This window comes from Vogesella urethralis, assembly GCF_007644045.2.
GTDB classification, from domain to species: domain Bacteria; phylum Pseudomonadota; class Gammaproteobacteria; order Burkholderiales; family Chromobacteriaceae; genus Vogesella; species Vogesella urethralis.
Map to the genome: position 1 here is coordinate 30,648 of NZ_VMDW02000057.1, position 16,694 is coordinate 47,341.

The following is a 16,694-nucleotide window of genomic DNA, read 5'->3' on the forward strand; positions in this document are numbered from 1 at the left end:
AACAGCCGCCAAGGTTGGCCGCAGCCGCTTGCGCCTCACACCTCAGTAAGGTATGTCAAACAAAAAAGCCCTATCACAGGATAGGGCTTTTTTCCGTCAACGCGAGATTACTCGGCGTCAACACCGGTGTACGGAACAACGGTAATGGTCTTGCGGTTGAAGGAGCCTTTAACGGCGAATTCAACGTAACCATCCACCTTGGCGAACAGGGTGTGGTCTTTGCCCATGCCGACGTTTTCGCCAGCGTGGAACTTGGTACCGCGCTGACGCACGATGATGGAACCTGCCGGGATCAGTTCGCCGCCGTAAACCTTAACGCCCAGGCGTTTGGCTTCGGAGTCACGACCGTTGCGGGAGCTACCGCCTGCTTTTTTGTGTGCCATGTCTGTTTATCCTTACTTGGAAATCGCGTCGATGCGGATTTCGGTGAAGTTTTGACGGTGACCTTGGTGCTTCTGGTAGTGCTTACGGCGACGCATCTTGAAGATACGTACCTTTTCGCCACGACCGTGGGCAACAACGGTAGCTTGTACTTTTGCGCCAGCTACCAGCGGGGCACCTACGGAAACCTGATCACCGTCCACAACCATCAGCACTTCTTCCAGTACGATTTGGCTGTCGATGTCTGCAGGTATCTGTTCTACTTTGAGTTTTTCGCCAACGGCAACTTTGTATTGTTTACCGCCAGTTTTTACGACCGCATACATTCGTATAGCTCCTAATATTCTGTCCACGCGCGGTGTGCGCGAGGAACGCAGCACTATACGCAAGTGCCTGTTTGCTGTCAATTTTTTCTGTAAAACTACACGCCGCAACAGGCCGGCAATGGCAAGACCAGCGTGATATCTGCTAATATCGCGCGGTTTTCCAGCCAATTCCGATAAAGAACACGGTCGCGATGTCTTCTACCCCGCACTTCCGCACGCTTGTAGCCGGCGACATGAACACGGTCGATCAGGCCATCCGCCAGCGCCTGCACTCCGATGTTGTCCTGATCCGCCAGGTAGCCGAGTACATCATCTCGGCCGGCGGCAAACGCCTGCGTCCGATGCTGACGCTGCTGGCCGGCCGCGCGCTGGGTTACGGCGACAAGCACCTGTTCGAGCTGGCTGCGATGATCGAATTCATCCACACCGCCACCCTGCTGCACGACGACGTGGTGGACGAGTCCGACATGCGCCGTGGCCGCCAGACCGCCAACGCGCTGTTCGGCAATGCCGCCAGCGTGCTGGTAGGCGACTTCCTGTACACCCGCGCCTTCCAGATGATGGTGTCCACCGGCAGCATGCGCATTCTGGAAGTGATGGCCGACGCCACCAACATCATCGCCGAAGGCGAGGTGCTGCAGCTGCTGAACATCGGCAATGTGGACGTCAGCGAAGACGACTACCTGAAAGTGATCCAGTACAAGACCGCCAAGCTGTTCGAGGCCGCTACCCGCGTCGGCGCCATCATCGCCGCCGCCACGCCGGAACAGGAACAGGCGCTGGCCGAGTACGGCATGCACCTGGGCACCGCCTTCCAGATCATCGACGACGTACTGGATTACAGCGGCGACGCCGCCACCATCGGCAAGAGCCTGGGTGACGACCTGGCCGAAGGTAAGCCCACGCTGCCGCTGATTTACACCATGCGCCAAGGCCCGGCCGACGCCGCCACCGTGGTACGCGAAGCGCTGGAAGCGGCCAACCGCGAGCGTTTCAATGACGTGCTGGCTGCGGTACAATCCTGCGGCGCGCTGGACTACGCCCGTCACGAAGCCGAAAAAGCCGCCGAACGCGCGGTGGCCGTGCTGGCCCCGCTGCCCGACAGCGAACACAAGGCGGCGCTGGTGGAAATCGCCCGCCTGTCGGTAGCGCGCAACGCCTGACCGGGCAACGTTTTCTGGCTGTCCCTGTAGTTAAATGGATATAACGGCCCCCTCCTAAGGGGCAGTTCTGGGTTCGATTCCCGGCGGGGGCGCCACCCCGACCTGCACGCCACCCCGCCGGGTGGCGTTTGTCTTTCCGAACACGGAGTCATACACATGAACCTGCTGCAACGCCTTGCCCTGCTCGCCGTCATCGGCGTGGTACTGTCCGTCGCCATCCACCATTACACCCAGCCGCAAGCCGCGGCCAACGCTACCGCCAGCCAGGCGCAGTAAGCCCGCGCCATGCGCATGATCGCCCAGGGCTGCCTGCCGGCGGCCTTTCGCCCGTGGCCGGACCACCCGCTGTACCGCAGCCTGGCGCCGTGGCAGGCGCTGCAGCCGCAGGGTTGGCCGCAACAGGCCGACTTCGACCGCCTCACCGCCCACGCCCGGCAACTTGGCCAGCCGCTGCCGCCCGGGCTGCGCTTTGCCTGCGACCTCGACCCCGCGCTGTATTACGAGATGCACATCGGCGCCCACGGCGAGGTGCCTACCCGCACACAGAACTGGCACGACTGGTTTGGCGCGCTGGCGTGGCTAGCGTGGCCGCGCAGCAAGACCGAGCTGAACGCCCGCCACGTACGCGCCATCGAGCGCGGCGAGGTGGGCCGCGGCCCGTTCCGCGACGCAGCCACCTTGCTGGATGAATGCGGGGTGATCGTGCCGGTCGCCGACCCGGCGCTGGCTGCGGCGCTGCAGGGCATGGACTGGCAAACGTTGCTGGTGACGCACGCCGACGCCTGGGGCACGCGCATCGACACCCACGTGCTGGGCCACGCGCTGTTCGAACAGGGGCTGGCCATGCATATCGGCTGGTGCGGCAAGGCGCTGCTGCTGCCGGTAGACCCCGCCTTCTTTACGCTGGACTACACGCAGCGCCAGCAACAGCTGGACGCCCGCCTGGCCACCCTGCTGCAGGACGACAGCTGGCTGACCCGCCCGCGCGCACTGCTGCCGCTCCCGCTGCTAGGCCTGCCCGGCTGGTGGCCGCAACAGGATGCGGCCTTCTACGCCAATACGGCTTACTTCCGCCCCACGCGGCGGGCAAACGCCGCCACCGACACCTCGCCCAGCTGAGCCATTGCCGGGCCCAGCAAGGCCTCGACCTCGGCAGCGATGTCGTCGTCTTGCGCGTGCTGCTCCGGCCGGTACACAAACAGGCGGAACAATTCAGCCAGCGGAATCTGCTCGGCACGACGCAGCAGCGCCCAGCCATCGCGCGCGCCGCGCTGCACGTAACCGGCTTGCGCCAGCCGGTCCAGCACGCTGCCCAACTCGTCGTAGCCCACCTTCACCTCGCGGCGCAGGTCTTCCGGCCGCAGCGCGCGGCCTTCGTCCTGGGCGCGATCCAGCATCACCAGCACCTCCACCGCATCCAGAAAACGGCGGCGCGGCTCGTTACGGCGCTGCCAGGCCCCGCCTTCCCAGTACGAGAACGACGCCGTCAGCACCGCCCCCGCCAGCACCACCAGCCACAGGCAGAACAGCCACAGCAGCAGGATCGGCACGCTGGCAAAGGCGCCGTACACCAGCTGGTAGCTGGCGATCTGGCCGATGTAAAAGCCGAAGCCCAGCTTGGTGATTTCCAGCAGGATGGCGGTGAGCAGGCCGCCCAGCATGGCGTGCTTTACCGGCACGTAGCGGTTGGGCACGATACGAAACACCAGCGACAGCACCAGCATGGTCAGCGTGACGCTGCCCACTGACTGCAGGGTCTCGTCCAGCAGCGGCGAAATGCGCTCGATATGCGTCAGCTTGAACAGCAAGCGCCAGCCCAGCAGGCCGCCGCCCAGCGCCAGCGGCCCCAGCGTCAGCACCGTCCAGTACACCATGCTCTGCTGCAGCCACGGCCGCGCGCGGCGCACGCCCCAAATGCTGTTGAAGGTGCGCTCCACGGTAGCCATCAGCATCAACGAGGTGGCACCCAGCATCACGATACCGGCGGCGGTAAGCTTTTCGGCGTTGTCGGCAAACTGGCGCATGTATACCGAAATCACCTTGCCGGCGAATTCCGGCACCAGCGTGGATAGCAGCATCACCTTGAAGCGGGTGCTGTAGTCGGAAAACACCGGAAACGCCGACATCACCGTCAGCGCGATGGTCAGCAGCGGCACCAGCGCCAGCAGCGTGGTAAAGGTCAGGCTGCCGGCCACCTGCATCACGCGTTGTTGCGCCAGACGGCGGCGCAGGAAGGCGGCAAAGCCCCAGAACGACAATGGCTTGGTCACGATAAGTCTGCAATATCAGGTAAAATTTTGAGATCCGCAATGTTAACCGATAGGAATGGCCATGCAGGAAATTCTGGTGCTCTACTACAGCCAGCACGGCGCCACGCGCGAGCTGGCACGCCTGATTGCCCGCGGCATCGATAGCGTGGAAGGCTGCCGCGCCCGCCTGCGCACCGTGCCCAAGGTGTCCACCGTGTGCGAAGCCACCGCCCCGGCGGTGCCGGACAGCGGCGCACCGTACGTGGAAGCGCAAGACCTGGCCGAATGCAGCGGCCTGGCGCTGGGCAGCCCTACCCGCTTCGGCAATATGGCCGCCGCGATGAAATACTTTCTGGACGGCACCGCGCCGCAGTGGATGCAGGGCACGCTGGCTGGCAAGCCGGCCTGCGTGTTCACCAGCAGCAGTACCCAGCATGGCGGCCAGGAAAGCACGCTGCTGACCATGATGGTGCCGCTGCTGCACCACGGCATGCTGCTGGTGGGGCTGCCGTACAGCGAGCCGGCGCTCAGCCACACCACCACCGGCGGCAGCCCCTACGGCGTGACCCACGTGGCCGGCAGCAACAACGCGCCGATCAGCGAGGATGAAAAGAAGCTGGCCATCGCCCAGGGCAAGCGCCTGGCCGAGATGGCAAAAAGGTTGGCCGCGTAAGCCTGCCGCTAACCAAAGCTAGCCGGGCGCTGCGTGCCCGGCTTGGCCACCGCGCCACGTACCTCGAAACGCACCCGCTCCACCACCTTGCCGCGGCCGTCGCGCAGCTCCAGCACGTGGCGCCCCGGCCACGGGAACCACGGCAGGCGCTCGCCGCGCCCCAGCAGGCGGCCGTCCAGCCACCACTGCGCCGCTGCTACGCCGCGCGCCTGCAGCAGCAGGCGCTGGTTGGCTGGAGGCACGTCCGGGTCCACCGCGTAGATGCTGCCGCCCAGCGGCGACACGATGCCCGGCGGCTGCGCGCTGCCACGCCGCTGGCCGGTAATCAGCGTGCGCTCGGTGCCAGCCAAAAAGTACTCCTGCCGCGTCGCCTCTTCGCCACCGGCGTAGCGCACGCGGCGCTGGCTCACCCCGGCCGGCGGCGTGGGCGGTAGCGATGGCCGGCCGCGCTGCAACCAGTCCATGACCCCCTGCCACACCGGCGCCGCCCCGTGCATGCCGGACACATCCCACATCGGTTCGCCGCTGGCGTTGCCCACCCACACCGCCACCGTGTAGTGGCGGCTGAAGCCGATGGCCCAGTTGTCGCGCATGTCCTTGCTGGTGCCGGTTTTCACCGCGCTCCAGTAGCGGGTGGACAGCACGCTTTCCAGCCCGAAGGTGCGCGCCCGCGCGCTGCGGTCGGCCAGCATGTCGCTGACGATGAAGCTGGACGCCGCGTCCAGCTGGCGTTGCAGCGTGGCCGGCGGCTGTGCCAGCGTCCAGCGCGGCGCGCTGTACAACCCGCCTTGCGCCAGTGTGCGGTAGGCGTTGGCCAGCTCGATCAGCCGCACGTCGGCCGCGCCCAGCGCCAGGCTGTAGCCGTAGTAGTCGCCGTCCTGCTGCAGGCTATGCAGCCCCAGCGCGTACAGGCGGTCGCGCAGCGCAGTGGGGCCGACCATGGTGATGGTGCGCACGGCAGGGATGTTGAGCGAAGCGCCCAGCGCGCTGCGCACCGACACCGGGCCCTTGAAGTCGCGGGCGTAGTTTTGCGGCGCGTACAGGCCGGCGGCGGTTTGCAGGTCCAGCGGGCTGTCGTCCAGCAGGCTGGCCGCGGTCAGGTAATGCTGCTGCAACGCCAGCTGGTACAGGAAGGGCTTCAGCGTGGAGCCGGCCTGGCGCAAGGCGGTAACACCATCCACGTTGGCCGCCGCCGACAAGGCCCCGCTGGAGCCCACCCAGGCCAGGATGTCGCCGCTGGCGTTGTCCAGCACCAGCAAGGCGCCATCCTGCACATTGCGCTGGCGCAGCGCCAGCAGGTGGCGCTGCAGCAAGGCGCCGGCGTAGCGCTGCAAGGCCGCATCCAGCGTGCTGCGCAGTACGCTGCCGGCCGTCTGCGGCTGCTGTTGCAATAGTTTCTGGGCGAAGTGAGGTGCCAGCTGCGCCTGTGTATCCACCACCGGCAGCCGGCGCGCCAGCGCCTGGCGGGTCTGGATGCTGGCGCGGTCGCAATCGCGCTGTAGCGTGGCCTCCGGCGGCGGCGGGCGGCGCTGCTGGCGGGCGGTGTCCAGCGCCATGTCGCGCAGGATGCCGCAGGCGCGGGCGGCTACCCGCTCCGGCCCGGCGTTGGGACCGCGCAGCAGGGCCACGATGATGGCCGACTCCTGCCGGTTCAGCCCCTGCGGCCACTTGCCGAACAGCGCGCGCGACACCGCAGGCAGCCCCACCAGCTCGCCGCGAAAGCTCACCAGGTTCAAGTAGGCCTCCAGGATCTCGTCCTTGCGCCACTGTTTTTCCAGCGCGCTGGCCGACCAGGTCTGGCCCAGCTTCTGCCACAGGCTGCGCCCGCCGCTGCCGGCTTTCAGGTCGGCGTCCAGCAAGCCGGCCAGCTGCATGGTGAGGGTGGACGCGCCACGGGTGCGGCTATGCCACAGATTGCCCCAGGCTGCCGCCGCCACGCCGGACCAGTCCACGCCGCTGTGCTGGTAAAAGCGGCGGTCTTCCGACAGCAGCAGCGCGTAACGCAGCGGCGCCGAGGTGTCGGCCAGCCGCAGCCAGTCCAGCCGCAGCGCGCGTTTGTCCTGCCGCACACGCTGCAGCGGCGTGCCGTGGCGGTCCAGCACGATCACGTCCGACGGCCGCCACGCGGCGCGTACCTCGGCAAAGCCGGGGTTGGCCGCCACCGGCTGGGCGGCGGCCAAGCCTGCCAGCCACAGCCCGATCGCCGCCTTAGCGCGCACCGGCCACCTCGAACGGCGCATTGGCCAGTATGCCGAACACACCCGGCGCGTACATCGCCTCGACCCGCGTCGGCGGCAGCTGGAAGCGGCCCGGCGTGTTCAGCCGTACCGTGTATTCCACCGTCAGCGCGCCGCGCGGCAGGTAGCGGTAGTAGGCGCGGTAGTTGCCCGGCAGGCGTTCGATAAAGTCGGCCCAGCCGTTGCCGCGCTCGCGCGCCTGCGCCACGGCGATGGCCGAGTCGTTGCCCAGTCCGCTGCCCAGAATACTGGCACCGGCCGGCACCGGGTCGTCCACCACCACCCAGCCCATGTCGGCCTGGGCGTCGATCTGCAGCGTCACCTTCATCACGTCGCCGGGGCGGTACTCGCCGGACACCTGCTGGCTGACCGGCGTCAGCGTCTTGCTGATGCGGTAGCCAGCGCTACGCTCGCCGCTGAACTTCACCGCGGCCAACGCTTCCACCGTGGCCCACGGCGCGCCGCTGCCCTGGTGCGCCAGCGTCAGCGTGCCCTTGCCGCCCGCCGGCCACGGCAATAGCGGCAATCGCTGCGGGGTATCGGTGGGGCTGAGGCTGACCTGACGCCCGCCCAGCGTGACGCTGCTGCTGCCGCTGACCGGCACGCTTTCGTACTGGCGCGAGAACTGCGCTACCGCCAGGCTGCCCCACAGGTTGGCGGTGGTGCCCTGCCAGTGGCCGCGCTGCTGGCGCGCCAGCAGGCCGGTGAGCAGGCGCGGCACGTCGGCCTGCCAGTCCGGCAACGTGCTGGCCAGCAGCAGCAGGCGGGCGGCGTTCTGGTTGGCGCTGCCCATCAGCCACCAGGCGTTGTCGTCGGCCTCGCTGCTGAACACCAGCCGCGTGCCCTGGTAGCTGAGGCGGCTGCGCAGCAGCTGGCCGGCCTGCGCCATGGCGGCGGCGCGGTTGGCCGCCGCCGGCGTGCGCTGCAGCAGCTCCAGCCAGTCGATCAGCATGGCGGTGCTGTAGCGCTGCGTCTGGCCGTCCAGCACCTCCAGCATGGCCGGCTGCAGTTTGCCGTGGCGCGCCAATGCCAGCATGGCCGATAGCAGCCGCGAGTCGCGATGCTGGCTGGCCAGCGGCAGCGGGCGCTGCAAACGGCCTTCCACAAAGGCGGCCAGGCCGGCCAGCATGCGCTGGCGCGGGCCTTCCGGCAGCGCTTGCCCGGCCTGATGGCTCACTTGCAGCAAGTAGGCTGTGAGTACGTCGCTGCCCCACGGCCCGCTGCCTTCCGACAGCGGGAAGTACGCGGCCAGGCCGTCGCTATCGAGGTAGAGCGGCAGCTCCTTGCCCAGCGCGTCCCACTGCGCGGCATTGGCGGTGCCCAGCGCACGCGACGCACGTTGCTCCAGGCAGCTGTACGGGTATTGCTCGAACCAGCGCTGCACCCCCGGCAGGCTGCTGCCCAGCCGCGATTGCAGGCTCACACTGACCCCGCCACGCCCCGGCAAGGCGCCGGCCGGCAGGCCCACCGGCAGCGTTTGCGCCGCGTCCAGCCGCAGCAGCGTGGCCTGTTCTACCGTCACCGGGACTGCCGGCGCCACCTGCTGGCGGAAGGCCAGCCGGTCGCTGCCCTTGCCGGCCACCGCCTGCGCACTGATCACCCAGTCCAGCGTGTCGATGCCGGCCGGTACCGTGAACGGCCAGCGCAGTTCGCGTGCCTCGCCCGCCGGCAGGCTGATGCGCTGCGGCGGCAGCTTCTGGCTACCGGCGCTGGCGGCCACGTCCAGCGTCAGCGCCTTGTCGCTGCCGTTGCGCACGGTGACGGTGGCGGCCAGCTGGTCGCCCTCGCGCACCAGCGCCGGCAGGCCGTTGCTGATCTGCACGTCTTGCACCACCTCCACGTCGGCCTGGCCGGTGCCAAAGAAATGACTGCCCACGTCGGCCACCGCCACCAGGCGGAAGCGGGTCAGCGCGTCGTTCAGCGGCACGTTAAGGTTGGCCGCACCGTTGGCGTCCAGCACCACCGACGGCCGCCACAGCAGCAGCGTATCCAGCAGCTCGCGCGTGGGCGCCTGGCCGCCACCGCCGCCCGGCGGCAGCGCCTTGCGACCGTAGTGGCGCTTGCCGACTACCTCCAGCTGCGCGGTGGCGGTGTCCACACCGTAGCTGCGGCGCTGGTACATCGCCTCCATCAGCTGCCAGCTGTTATTCGGTTGCAGGCGCAGCAGCGCTTCGTCCACCGCGGCAAACGCCACCTCGCTACCGGCGGGCGCCGGCTTGCCGTCCGGCATGCGTACCTGGATGCGCACCGGCACCGTTTCGCGAATGCCGTAACGGGTGCGCTGCGGCGTCACCGTTACCTGCAGCCGGCGCGCCTTGTCGCCAACCTCGATCTCGGCCACGCCGTATTTGAACGCCGGCCGCGACAGGTCCACCATGCTGGACGGCGGCGTGTAGTCGCTGCCTTCGTGCCAGTAGGCGTCCCACCACTCCACCGGCGTTTTCCAGCCCCAGGTAAAGAACGAGTACCACGGCACGTCGCGCACGCGGCCGCGCACCGCCAACACCGACACGTACACGTTCGGCCCCCAGCCCTCGCCCACTTTCAGTTCGACCACCGGCGACTTGCCTTCCAGCTGCAGCACGCGGGTGTCGATGATGCCTTCGCGCTCGATGGCCAGCCACACGGTGGCCTTGCGGAACGGCATGCGCACCTGGAAGCGCGCGGTATCGCCGGGGTTGTAGCTGCGCTGCTCCGGCAGCAGGTCGATGCGGTCGTTGTCGGCCACGTCGAACCACACCTCGTCGTGACGGCTGACCCACACCTGCTGCGCCGCGCGCGCGGTATGGCCCTTGTCGTCTTCGACTTCGGCAATCACTTCCAGATTGCCTTCTTCCTTGGGCGACAGCTCGCAGATCAGCAGGCCGCTGGCGTCGGTGGTGCCGCTGCACAGCTTGCCCTCGTCGCTGCGCTCGTGCGTGTGCTCCCAGGCGTAAAAACCGCCCACCAGCCGTTTGCGGCTGGACAGGTAATGGTGGCTAGCCAGGCGCAGCGTGACCTTGCGGCCAACTTGCGGCTTGCCCAGCGTGTCCAGCACCACGGTTTTGACGCTCAGCGTGCGGCCCACCGAGACCCAGTCGTCCACCGCCACCCCCACCTGCAACGCCGCCGGCCACAGCGGCACCATGCGCGACAGGGTCTGCGTTTCACCGGACGGGTCGCGCAGGCTGGCTTCGGCCAGCAACCAGTACGGGCGGTCCAGCACCGGCAGCTTGTCGATGGCCAGCTTGCCGTTGCCGTTGCCGTCCAGCTGCAGCGGGGCTTTGTCCAGCACCACTTTGCCGTCCAGCTTGTTGCGCTCGGCCTCGTCCTCGTCGCCGCCCTGCGGCGGGTTGAAGCTGAAACCGTTGTAGCCACGCGGCTGCTCGTAACGCGCTTGCAGCGTGGCGCTCACTTGCAGCGGCCAGTTGCGCGCCGCGCCGCCGTTGCCCCAGGCCAGGTTGACGCTGAGCGGTAGCCGCTCGGCAGCAATGCCGGCGCCGGCCGGGTAGCCGATGCGCCCGCTCATCACTGGCAGGCGGAACGCCTCCACGCGGAAGTTGCCGCTGTACAGCTCGTAGCCGTCCAGCGCCAGCGATGCGGCTTGATGGTCGCCGCTGCTGCGGCTGCCCTTGCGCAGCAGGTAAATGCTGTATTCGCCCAGCTTGGCGGCCTTGGGCAGGGTGAAGCTGGTCTCGGCGTAGCGGCCACGGCGCCATTGCAGCGGCAGCACGAACTCGTCGTCGCTGGCGTCGTGCTTGATGCGCACGCTTTGCGGCAGCTCGCCGGCTTTCAGCAGCGCCAGGCCGCGGCTGTTCTGCACCCGCAGCAGGTGCTTCATCGATACCGTCTCGCCGGCACGCAGCAGGCTGCGGTCCAGAATGCTGTGCGCCACCACCGACGGCTGCTCGCCGCTGCTGGTGGGGAACGGGAAGCGCCAGCTTTCGATGCCCCGGTTCCAGCCGCTACGCACGAAGGACACGTCCTCGCTGCCGTCGGCCAGTTTCAGGCGTGCGGTGACAAACAGGCCGTCCAGGCTTTCCGGCCCGTCGCACTGGGCTTCCGGCAGCGGCTTGGCGATGCGCGCCACGCCGTCCTTGCCGGTGCGGCCCTGCCACAGCAGCGTTTCGCGGCAGTCGTAGACGCTGACCAGCGCGTCGGCTTGCGGCACGGCGCGGTCCAGCGAGGTGACCCACACCGCGGCGTTTTCCGGCGAGCGCTTCAGGTGTACCGCCAGGTTGGTCACCAGCGCCGCGCTGCGCACGTACATCGGCGCCGCTTTGCCCAGCAAGGCGCGGCCCAGCAGCCGCGATTCGATTTCCACCACGTGCAGGCCACGTTGCGGCAGCGGAATGCCCACTACCTCGAACGGCCAGCGCCCTTTGGCGTCCGGCTGCGCTGGCAGCGACAGCTTGTGCGCCTGCGGCAGTTTTTTCAGCAGCGACAGGCGGCGGCTTTCCACCTCTTTGCCCTGGCCTTGCGGCAGCGTGCTTTCGTGGTAGCGCAGCACCTTGCCCAGCCAGCGCATCATGTTGCGGTCGTCGCGCGCCAGCACGCCCTGCCCGCTCAGCGATACGCTGCGCAGCGGCAGCGCGGCTTCCACGCCGCGCAGCGTCACCGGCAGGCTGGCGTCGCTGCCGGCTTCGATAATGCCGAACGGCGCGGCGGCAAACTTGGCCAGCGGCGGAAAGTCGCCAATGCGCACGGCCAGCGGAAACTTGGCGGCGTTCACCAGCTTGCGGCCAACCTCGTCCACCAGGCCGTCGGGCAACTGCAGCTGCAGCGTCTGCTGCGGGGTAAACGGCGGCTTGAACTGGATGCTGTCTACCGGCTCGCCGCGCTGGCCGTCCAGCTGCGGCGTACGGGCCTTGGCCTCGCCCTCCCCTTGCAGGCGGATGGCGGCGGCCTGCGCCGCCGGCACCGGCGAGCTGAACACCAGGCTGATCGGTTTGAACGGGATGCAGGCTCCGCGTGTGTTTTCGCGGGTGCAGCTGAGGGTGGCGCTAAACGGCGGGCGCACGCGGAAATCCAGCCGCTCGGCTTCGCCGGGGCGCGGGTTGTGCAGCGACACCTTGCTGTCGGCCGACAGACGTTGGCCGCAACGCAGCGTCAGCACGCTGGCAGCGTCTTTTTCCAGCTTCAGGTGCTGCAGCAGGCGCTGGCGCTCGGCGGCGGGCAGCGGCAGCAGCGGCAGGCGTTCGGCCAGCGCCGAGCTCTGGCAGTACAGGCCGGGCAGGCTGCTGCGACGGGCGTTCAGGCGCAGCACGAAAGCCTGGTCTTCCTCGATGCGCTCGCCATCCTGCGGCCAACTCTGCACGATGCTGGGCGCGCCGGTGGCAAACTGGTAGCTGGCCGGCGCCAGCGCCTCGCCCTGCGCGTCCTTCAGCCCGCTCTTGAGGCTGAAGCGGCAGCGGGTGTCGGCGTCCGGCACCGTGCGCAAGTCCAGCACCCAGCTCTTGTCGTCTACCCAGTGGCCGCTGCCGTCCAGCCGGCAGTCCCACTGCAGCGGCGCCGCGGCCTGGCTGTCGCCCAGGCGCACCATGGGGGTGCTGAAGCTGATGCGCACCTGTTGCGGCGCCTTCACCTCGCCTTGCGGGCTGAAGGTGGCCACGCTGGCGGCGTGGCTGAACAAGGAGGCCAGCAGCAGCGCGCCGGCAAGCAGGGTTTTCATGGTGGAGGCCCGGAAAATGCAGGCCGCCATTATCCCCGACATTCACCCGGCATGTGACATTTCGATAAGTAAAAGCCGGCTGGCGGGCAAGAAAATGCCGCCCGCAGGCGGCATCGCGCTTTGTTTGCCTGCGACAAGACGGGCTAATCGTCCAGCGCTACCGGCCCCTTGGGTACGTCCAGCGCCTGCACCCGGGCTTTCAGCCGCGCCAGCATCAGCAGGCCTGGCAGCGCCGCAGCGGTGGAGAACAGGAAGAACGCCGGCCAGCCTATGCTTTCGGTCAGCACGCCGGACAGCGGCCCCACCCACACGCGGCCAACGGCGGCAAACGCCGACAGCAGCGCAAACTGGGTGGCGGTGAATTTCTGGTTGCACAGCGCCATCAGGAAGGCCACGAAAGCGGCGGTGCCCATGCCGCTGGACAGGTTTTCCACTGCCACCGCGAACAGCAGCAGGTAGTCCACCTGGCTGCTGTCTTTCAGCGCCACGATCAACCAGTCGAAAGCCGGTAAGGTAAAGCTGCCCCACGCGCCCTTGCCCGACACCGCCACCAGCCAGAAGCCCAGGTTGGACAGCAGCTGCAGCACGCCGAACGCCATCAGCGAACGGTACAGGCCCAGACGCAGCATCAGCGCGCCACCGGCCAGCGCGCCGACGATGGTGAGCCAGATACCGATCACCTTGTTCACCACGCCGATCTCGGCCTGGGCAAAACCGGCCCCCTTCAGCAGAAAGGTGGTGGTCAGCGCGCCGGCAAAGGCGTCGCCCAGCTTGTACAGGATGATCAGCGCCAGGAAAGCGCCGGCGGCTTCCATGCTGAAATAGTTGCCCAGCGAGCGGTTCAGCGTATCGAAGCGCGCCTTCTGCGCCGCCCACCACGCCAACGGCAGGGTGAAGGCCATGCCCAGCAGCAGCGACAGCAGGTCTACCCATTTCTTCTGGTTAGGGTTGCCTTTCTTGTCGCCCTTGTCCGTCGCAGGCTTGGCTACCTCGGCGGCCTTGGCAGCCACCGCGCTGGCGACCGGCGTCGCAGGCACAGGGTTGGCCGCAGGGCCTGCCGGCGCTTCGGCCACCGCCGGGTAGAACGGTGCCACCACACGTTCTGCCAGCGGCGCCGCCACGTGGGCGGTGCACTGGTAACCGATGACCACCGCCAGCAACACGGCGGCAAAGCCCTTCAGGTCGTTGCGCGCGTCGCTGACCGGCGCCACATTGTCCTTGGGTACCGGCGGTACAAACAGCAGCGAGATGACGGCGGCGGCCAGCATGATGGCGGCCATCACCTGATAAACGGTGCCCCAGCTCCAGCCGTTGCCGTTGAGCGGGTCGGCCCACACCATGGCGATACCGCCGGACAGCACCATGGCCAAACGGTAGCCAAACACGCCCAGCGACGACGCCAGGCCGCGCTCGGCCGGCTGCACCACGTCGGTACGGTAGGCGTCGATCACCACGTCTTGCGAGGCGGACAGAAAAGACAGCAGCACCGCCAGCAAGGCAAAACCCTGCACGTCGCGGGCCGGCTGCATGCCGGACATGGCCAGCAGCACGGCGGCCAAGCCCAGCTGGGTAAGCACCAGCCAGCCGCGACGGCGGCCCAGCCACGGCGGCTCGAAGCGGTCCATCAGCGGCGCCCACAAGAACTTAAAGGTATACGGCAAGCCCACCAGGCTCAGGAAGCCGATGGTGGCCACGTCGATGCCGTCCAGCGTCAGCCACGCCTGCATGGCGGTGCCGGACAGCGCCAGTGGCAAGCCGCTGGCAAAACCCAGCACCCAGATCATCAGCATGCGCCACGCGCCCTGCTGCCGGATATCGCGCATCCGCGCCTCCCGTTTTTGTTGTTATCGATGAAAAATGGCGCCGAAGCGCCATGTCGGTTGCTGCCTAGCCGCGCGTGACGCGGTAAAACGCCAGACTGCCACGCAGATTGGGCAGGAAGGTCACGCGGCGGCCGCCGGTCATCACCACCCGCTCCAGCACACGCAGACCGTTCTTGGCGCACAGTTCGTCAAAGTCGCCGAGCATACACCAGTGGATGTTGGGGGTGTTGTACCACTGGTAGGGCATGTCGTCGGACACCGGCATGCGGCCCTTGAGGATCTGCCAGCGGTTTTCCCAGTAACCGAAGTTGGGGAAGGTAACGATGGCTTCGCGGCCAACGCGCAGCATTTCCAGCAGAATCTGCTCGGTGTTGTGCATGGCCTGGATGGTTTGCGACAGCACCACGTGGTCGAAACGCTGGTCGGCAAACTCGGCCAGGCCGGCTTCCAGGTCGCCCTGGATGGCGTTGACGTTGGCCGCCACGCAGCGCACCACATTGTTGACGTCGAAATCCACACCATAGGCGGATACCTGCTTGTGGGCCTGCAGCCAGGCCAGCAGGTCGCCCTCGCCGCAGCCCAGGTCGAGCACGCGGCTGCCGGGGCTGACCCAGTCGGCGATCAGTTGCAGGTCGGGACGCAGGGCGGAAACGGGCTGGCTCATGCGGCAACCTCCACGGCAACGCGCTGCAGGTAGGCACGCATCAGGTTCATATACGGTTCGTCGGTCATCAGGAAGGCATCGTGGCCGTGTACGGATTCGATTTCGGCGTAGGCCACGCGCTTGCCGGCGGCGATCAGCGCCTTCACCGTCTCGCGCGAGCGTTCAGGCGAGAAGCGCCAGTCGCTGGTAAAGCTGGCCACCAGGAAGTTGGCGGTGGCGCGCTGCAAGGCGGCCACCAGGTCGCCGCCGTAATCCTTGGCCGGGTCGAAGTAGTCCAGCGCCTTGGTCATCAGCAGGTAGGTATTGGCGTCGAAGTAGTCGGAAAACTTGTCGCCCTGGTAGCGCAGGTAGCTCTCGATCTCGAACTCGACGTCGTAGCCGAACTTGTACTCGCCGGAGCGCAGCATGCGGCCGAATTTCTCGCCCATGCCGTCGTCGGACAGATAGGTGATGTGGCCCAGCATGCGCGCCAGGCGCAGGCCGCGGCGCGGGATGGTGCCCTGGGCGTAGAAGTCGCCGCCGCAGAAATCGGGGTCGGTGATGATGGCCTGGCGGGCCACGTCGTTGAAGGCGATGTTCTGCGCCGACAGCTTGGGCGCCGAGGCGATCACCAGCGCGTTGGCCACGCGGTCGGGGTAGTTGATGCTCCACTGCAGCGCCTGCATGCCGCCCAGGCTGCCGCCGATCACCGCCGCCCAGCGCTCCACGCCCAGACGGTCGGCCAGGCGCGCCTGCGCCGTGACCCAGTCGGGCACCGTTACCACTGGAAAGCGCGAGCCCCACGGCTGGCCGCTGGCCGGGTCGATGCTGGACGGGCCGGTACTGCCGTGGCAGCCGCCCAGGTTGTTGACGCCCACCACGAAAAAGCGGTTGGTATCGATGGGCTTGCCGGGGCCGATCATGTTGTCCCACCAGCCGGCAGCTTTATCGTCGTCGCGATAACGGCCGGCGACGTGATGGTGGCCGGACAGCGCGTGGCAGATCAGGATGGCATTACTGCGCGCCGCGTTCAGCTCGCCATAGGTTTCAAACACCAGCTCGTAGCTGGGCAACACCGTACCGCCAGCGAGCGGCAGCGGTGTTTCGAACAGCGCGCGCTGCGCGCTGACAATACCGACAGAGGATGCATTACTGGACATGGTTGTCTCTTTGATAGTCGGCCAGGGGCGGGTAGCTTGGCTACAGGCGGCCTTTGCGGCTCTGCCACCCCTTGTTCAAGGCTTCTCCGGGCAATGCGTCGATTATATAGGCAACACCGGCTTGCGCACCTGTCCTGTCGCTGCCGATAATCGTGGCCTTCCTTTTACGGACCGTTCCCGATGATAGGCCGCCTGTTCCGCCTTGCCCTGCTGTGCCTGGTGCTAGTGATGGTGGTGCGCTGGCTGTTCAACCGCCGCCAGCGCGCCACGCTGCACGAGTTCGTGCATACGCTGGCCATTGCGCTGGTACTCAGCTCGGTACTGTTCTTTGTGCTGAACATGGCGGGCATCCATTTGTAAGAATCTTTTGCACGGGTAGCTGTCAGATC

Annotated in this window: 12 protein-coding genes and 1 tRNA gene; 5 read left to right on the top strand and 8 right to left on the bottom strand. The window is 67.4% G+C overall.

Going from position 1 to position 16,694, the window contains the following annotated elements; all coding sequences use genetic code 11:
* Nucleotides 1–107: 107 nt before the first annotated feature.
* Together rpmA and rplU are read right to left on the bottom strand one after the other, a co-directional pair.
* Nucleotides 108–383 (bottom strand): 50S ribosomal protein L27, encoded by a 276-nt coding sequence (rpmA, locus tag FLQ03_RS03980; protein WP_017508668.1) that lies wholly within the window; start codon nucleotides 381–383, stop codon nucleotides 108–110.
* Nucleotides 384–395: 12 nt separating this feature from the next.
* Nucleotides 396–707 (bottom strand): 50S ribosomal protein L21, encoded by a 312-nt coding sequence (gene rplU, locus FLQ03_RS03985; RefSeq protein WP_144372737.1) that lies wholly within the window; start codon nucleotides 705–707, stop codon nucleotides 396–398.
* A 191-nt stretch (nucleotides 708–898) separates the two neighbouring features.
* Between rplU and ispB the strand changes: the two genes are divergently transcribed.
* The 3 genes from ispB to FLQ03_RS04000 all read left to right on the top strand — a co-directional run bounded on the left by ispB (nucleotide 899) and on the right by FLQ03_RS04000 (nucleotide 2,989).
* Entirely contained in the window at nucleotides 899–1,870 is a 972-nt protein-coding gene (gene ispB / locus FLQ03_RS03990; RefSeq protein WP_144372738.1) for an octaprenyl diphosphate synthase, read from the top strand.
* 20 nt (nucleotides 1,871–1,890) lie between these two features.
* Nucleotides 1,891–1,965: transfer RNA gene (locus FLQ03_RS03995), tRNA-Arg, on the top strand.
* 190 nt (nucleotides 1,966–2,155) lie between these two features.
* On the top strand, nucleotides 2,156–2,989 hold the full coding sequence (locus FLQ03_RS04000) for a DUF3025 domain-containing protein (protein WP_144372739.1): 834 nt from the start codon (nucleotides 2,156–2,158) through the stop codon (nucleotides 2,987–2,989).
* Here the strand turns inward: FLQ03_RS04000 and FLQ03_RS04005 are convergent.
* A complete protein-coding gene (locus FLQ03_RS04005) occupies nucleotides 2,935–4,140 on the bottom strand; it encodes a YihY family inner membrane protein (RefSeq protein WP_144372740.1) in 1,206 nt (401 codons plus the stop codon). The genes FLQ03_RS04000 and FLQ03_RS04005 overlap by 55 nt on opposite strands.
* Nucleotides 4,141–4,201: 61 nt before the next feature.
* On the opposite strand from FLQ03_RS04005, the gene wrbA reads away from it, so the two are divergent.
* Complete coding sequence (gene wrbA / locus FLQ03_RS04010; protein ID WP_026107906.1) at nucleotides 4,202–4,792, top strand: NAD(P)H:quinone oxidoreductase; 591 nt, start codon at nucleotides 4,202–4,204, stop codon at nucleotides 4,790–4,792.
* Between the two features lie 8 nt (nucleotides 4,793–4,800).
* On the opposite strand, the gene pbpC is transcribed toward wrbA, so the two are convergent.
* From pbpC to metX, 5 genes are all read right to left on the bottom strand, one after another.
* On the bottom strand, nucleotides 4,801–7,032 hold the full coding sequence (pbpC, locus tag FLQ03_RS04015; RefSeq protein WP_144372741.1) for a penicillin-binding protein 1C: 2,232 nt from the start codon (nucleotides 7,030–7,032) through the stop codon (nucleotides 4,801–4,803).
* Nucleotides 7,001–12,679, bottom strand: coding sequence for an alpha-2-macroglobulin family protein (locus FLQ03_RS04020; RefSeq protein WP_240802195.1), 5,679 nt, complete (start codon nucleotides 12,677–12,679; stop codon nucleotides 7,001–7,003). Before FLQ03_RS04020 ends, pbpC begins: the two co-directional genes overlap by 32 nt.
* A 143-nt stretch (nucleotides 12,680–12,822) precedes the next feature.
* Nucleotides 12,823–14,502, bottom strand: coding sequence for an AmpG family muropeptide MFS transporter (locus tag FLQ03_RS04025; RefSeq protein WP_144372744.1), 1,680 nt, complete (start codon nucleotides 14,500–14,502; stop codon nucleotides 12,823–12,825).
* A 64-nt stretch (nucleotides 14,503–14,566) separates the two neighbouring features.
* The gene (gene metW, locus FLQ03_RS04030) at nucleotides 14,567–15,166 is read right to left on the bottom strand and encodes a methionine biosynthesis protein MetW (protein ID WP_144372745.1); all 600 of its coding nucleotides are present in this window, start codon (nucleotides 15,164–15,166) and stop codon (nucleotides 14,567–14,569) included.
* Nucleotides 15,163–16,305: a homoserine O-succinyltransferase MetX gene (gene metX, locus FLQ03_RS04035; protein WP_144372746.1), complete on the bottom strand. Its 1,143-nt coding sequence runs from the start codon at nucleotides 16,303–16,305 to the stop codon at nucleotides 15,163–15,165. Before metX ends, metW begins: the two co-directional genes overlap by 4 nt.
* A gap of 180 nt (nucleotides 16,306–16,485) precedes the next feature.
* Between metX and FLQ03_RS04040 the strand changes: the two genes are divergently transcribed.
* A complete protein-coding gene (locus FLQ03_RS04040; protein WP_144372747.1) occupies nucleotides 16,486–16,665 on the top strand; it encodes a protein MIGRI in 180 nt (59 codons plus the stop codon).
* Nucleotides 16,666–16,694 lie beyond the last annotated feature (29 nt).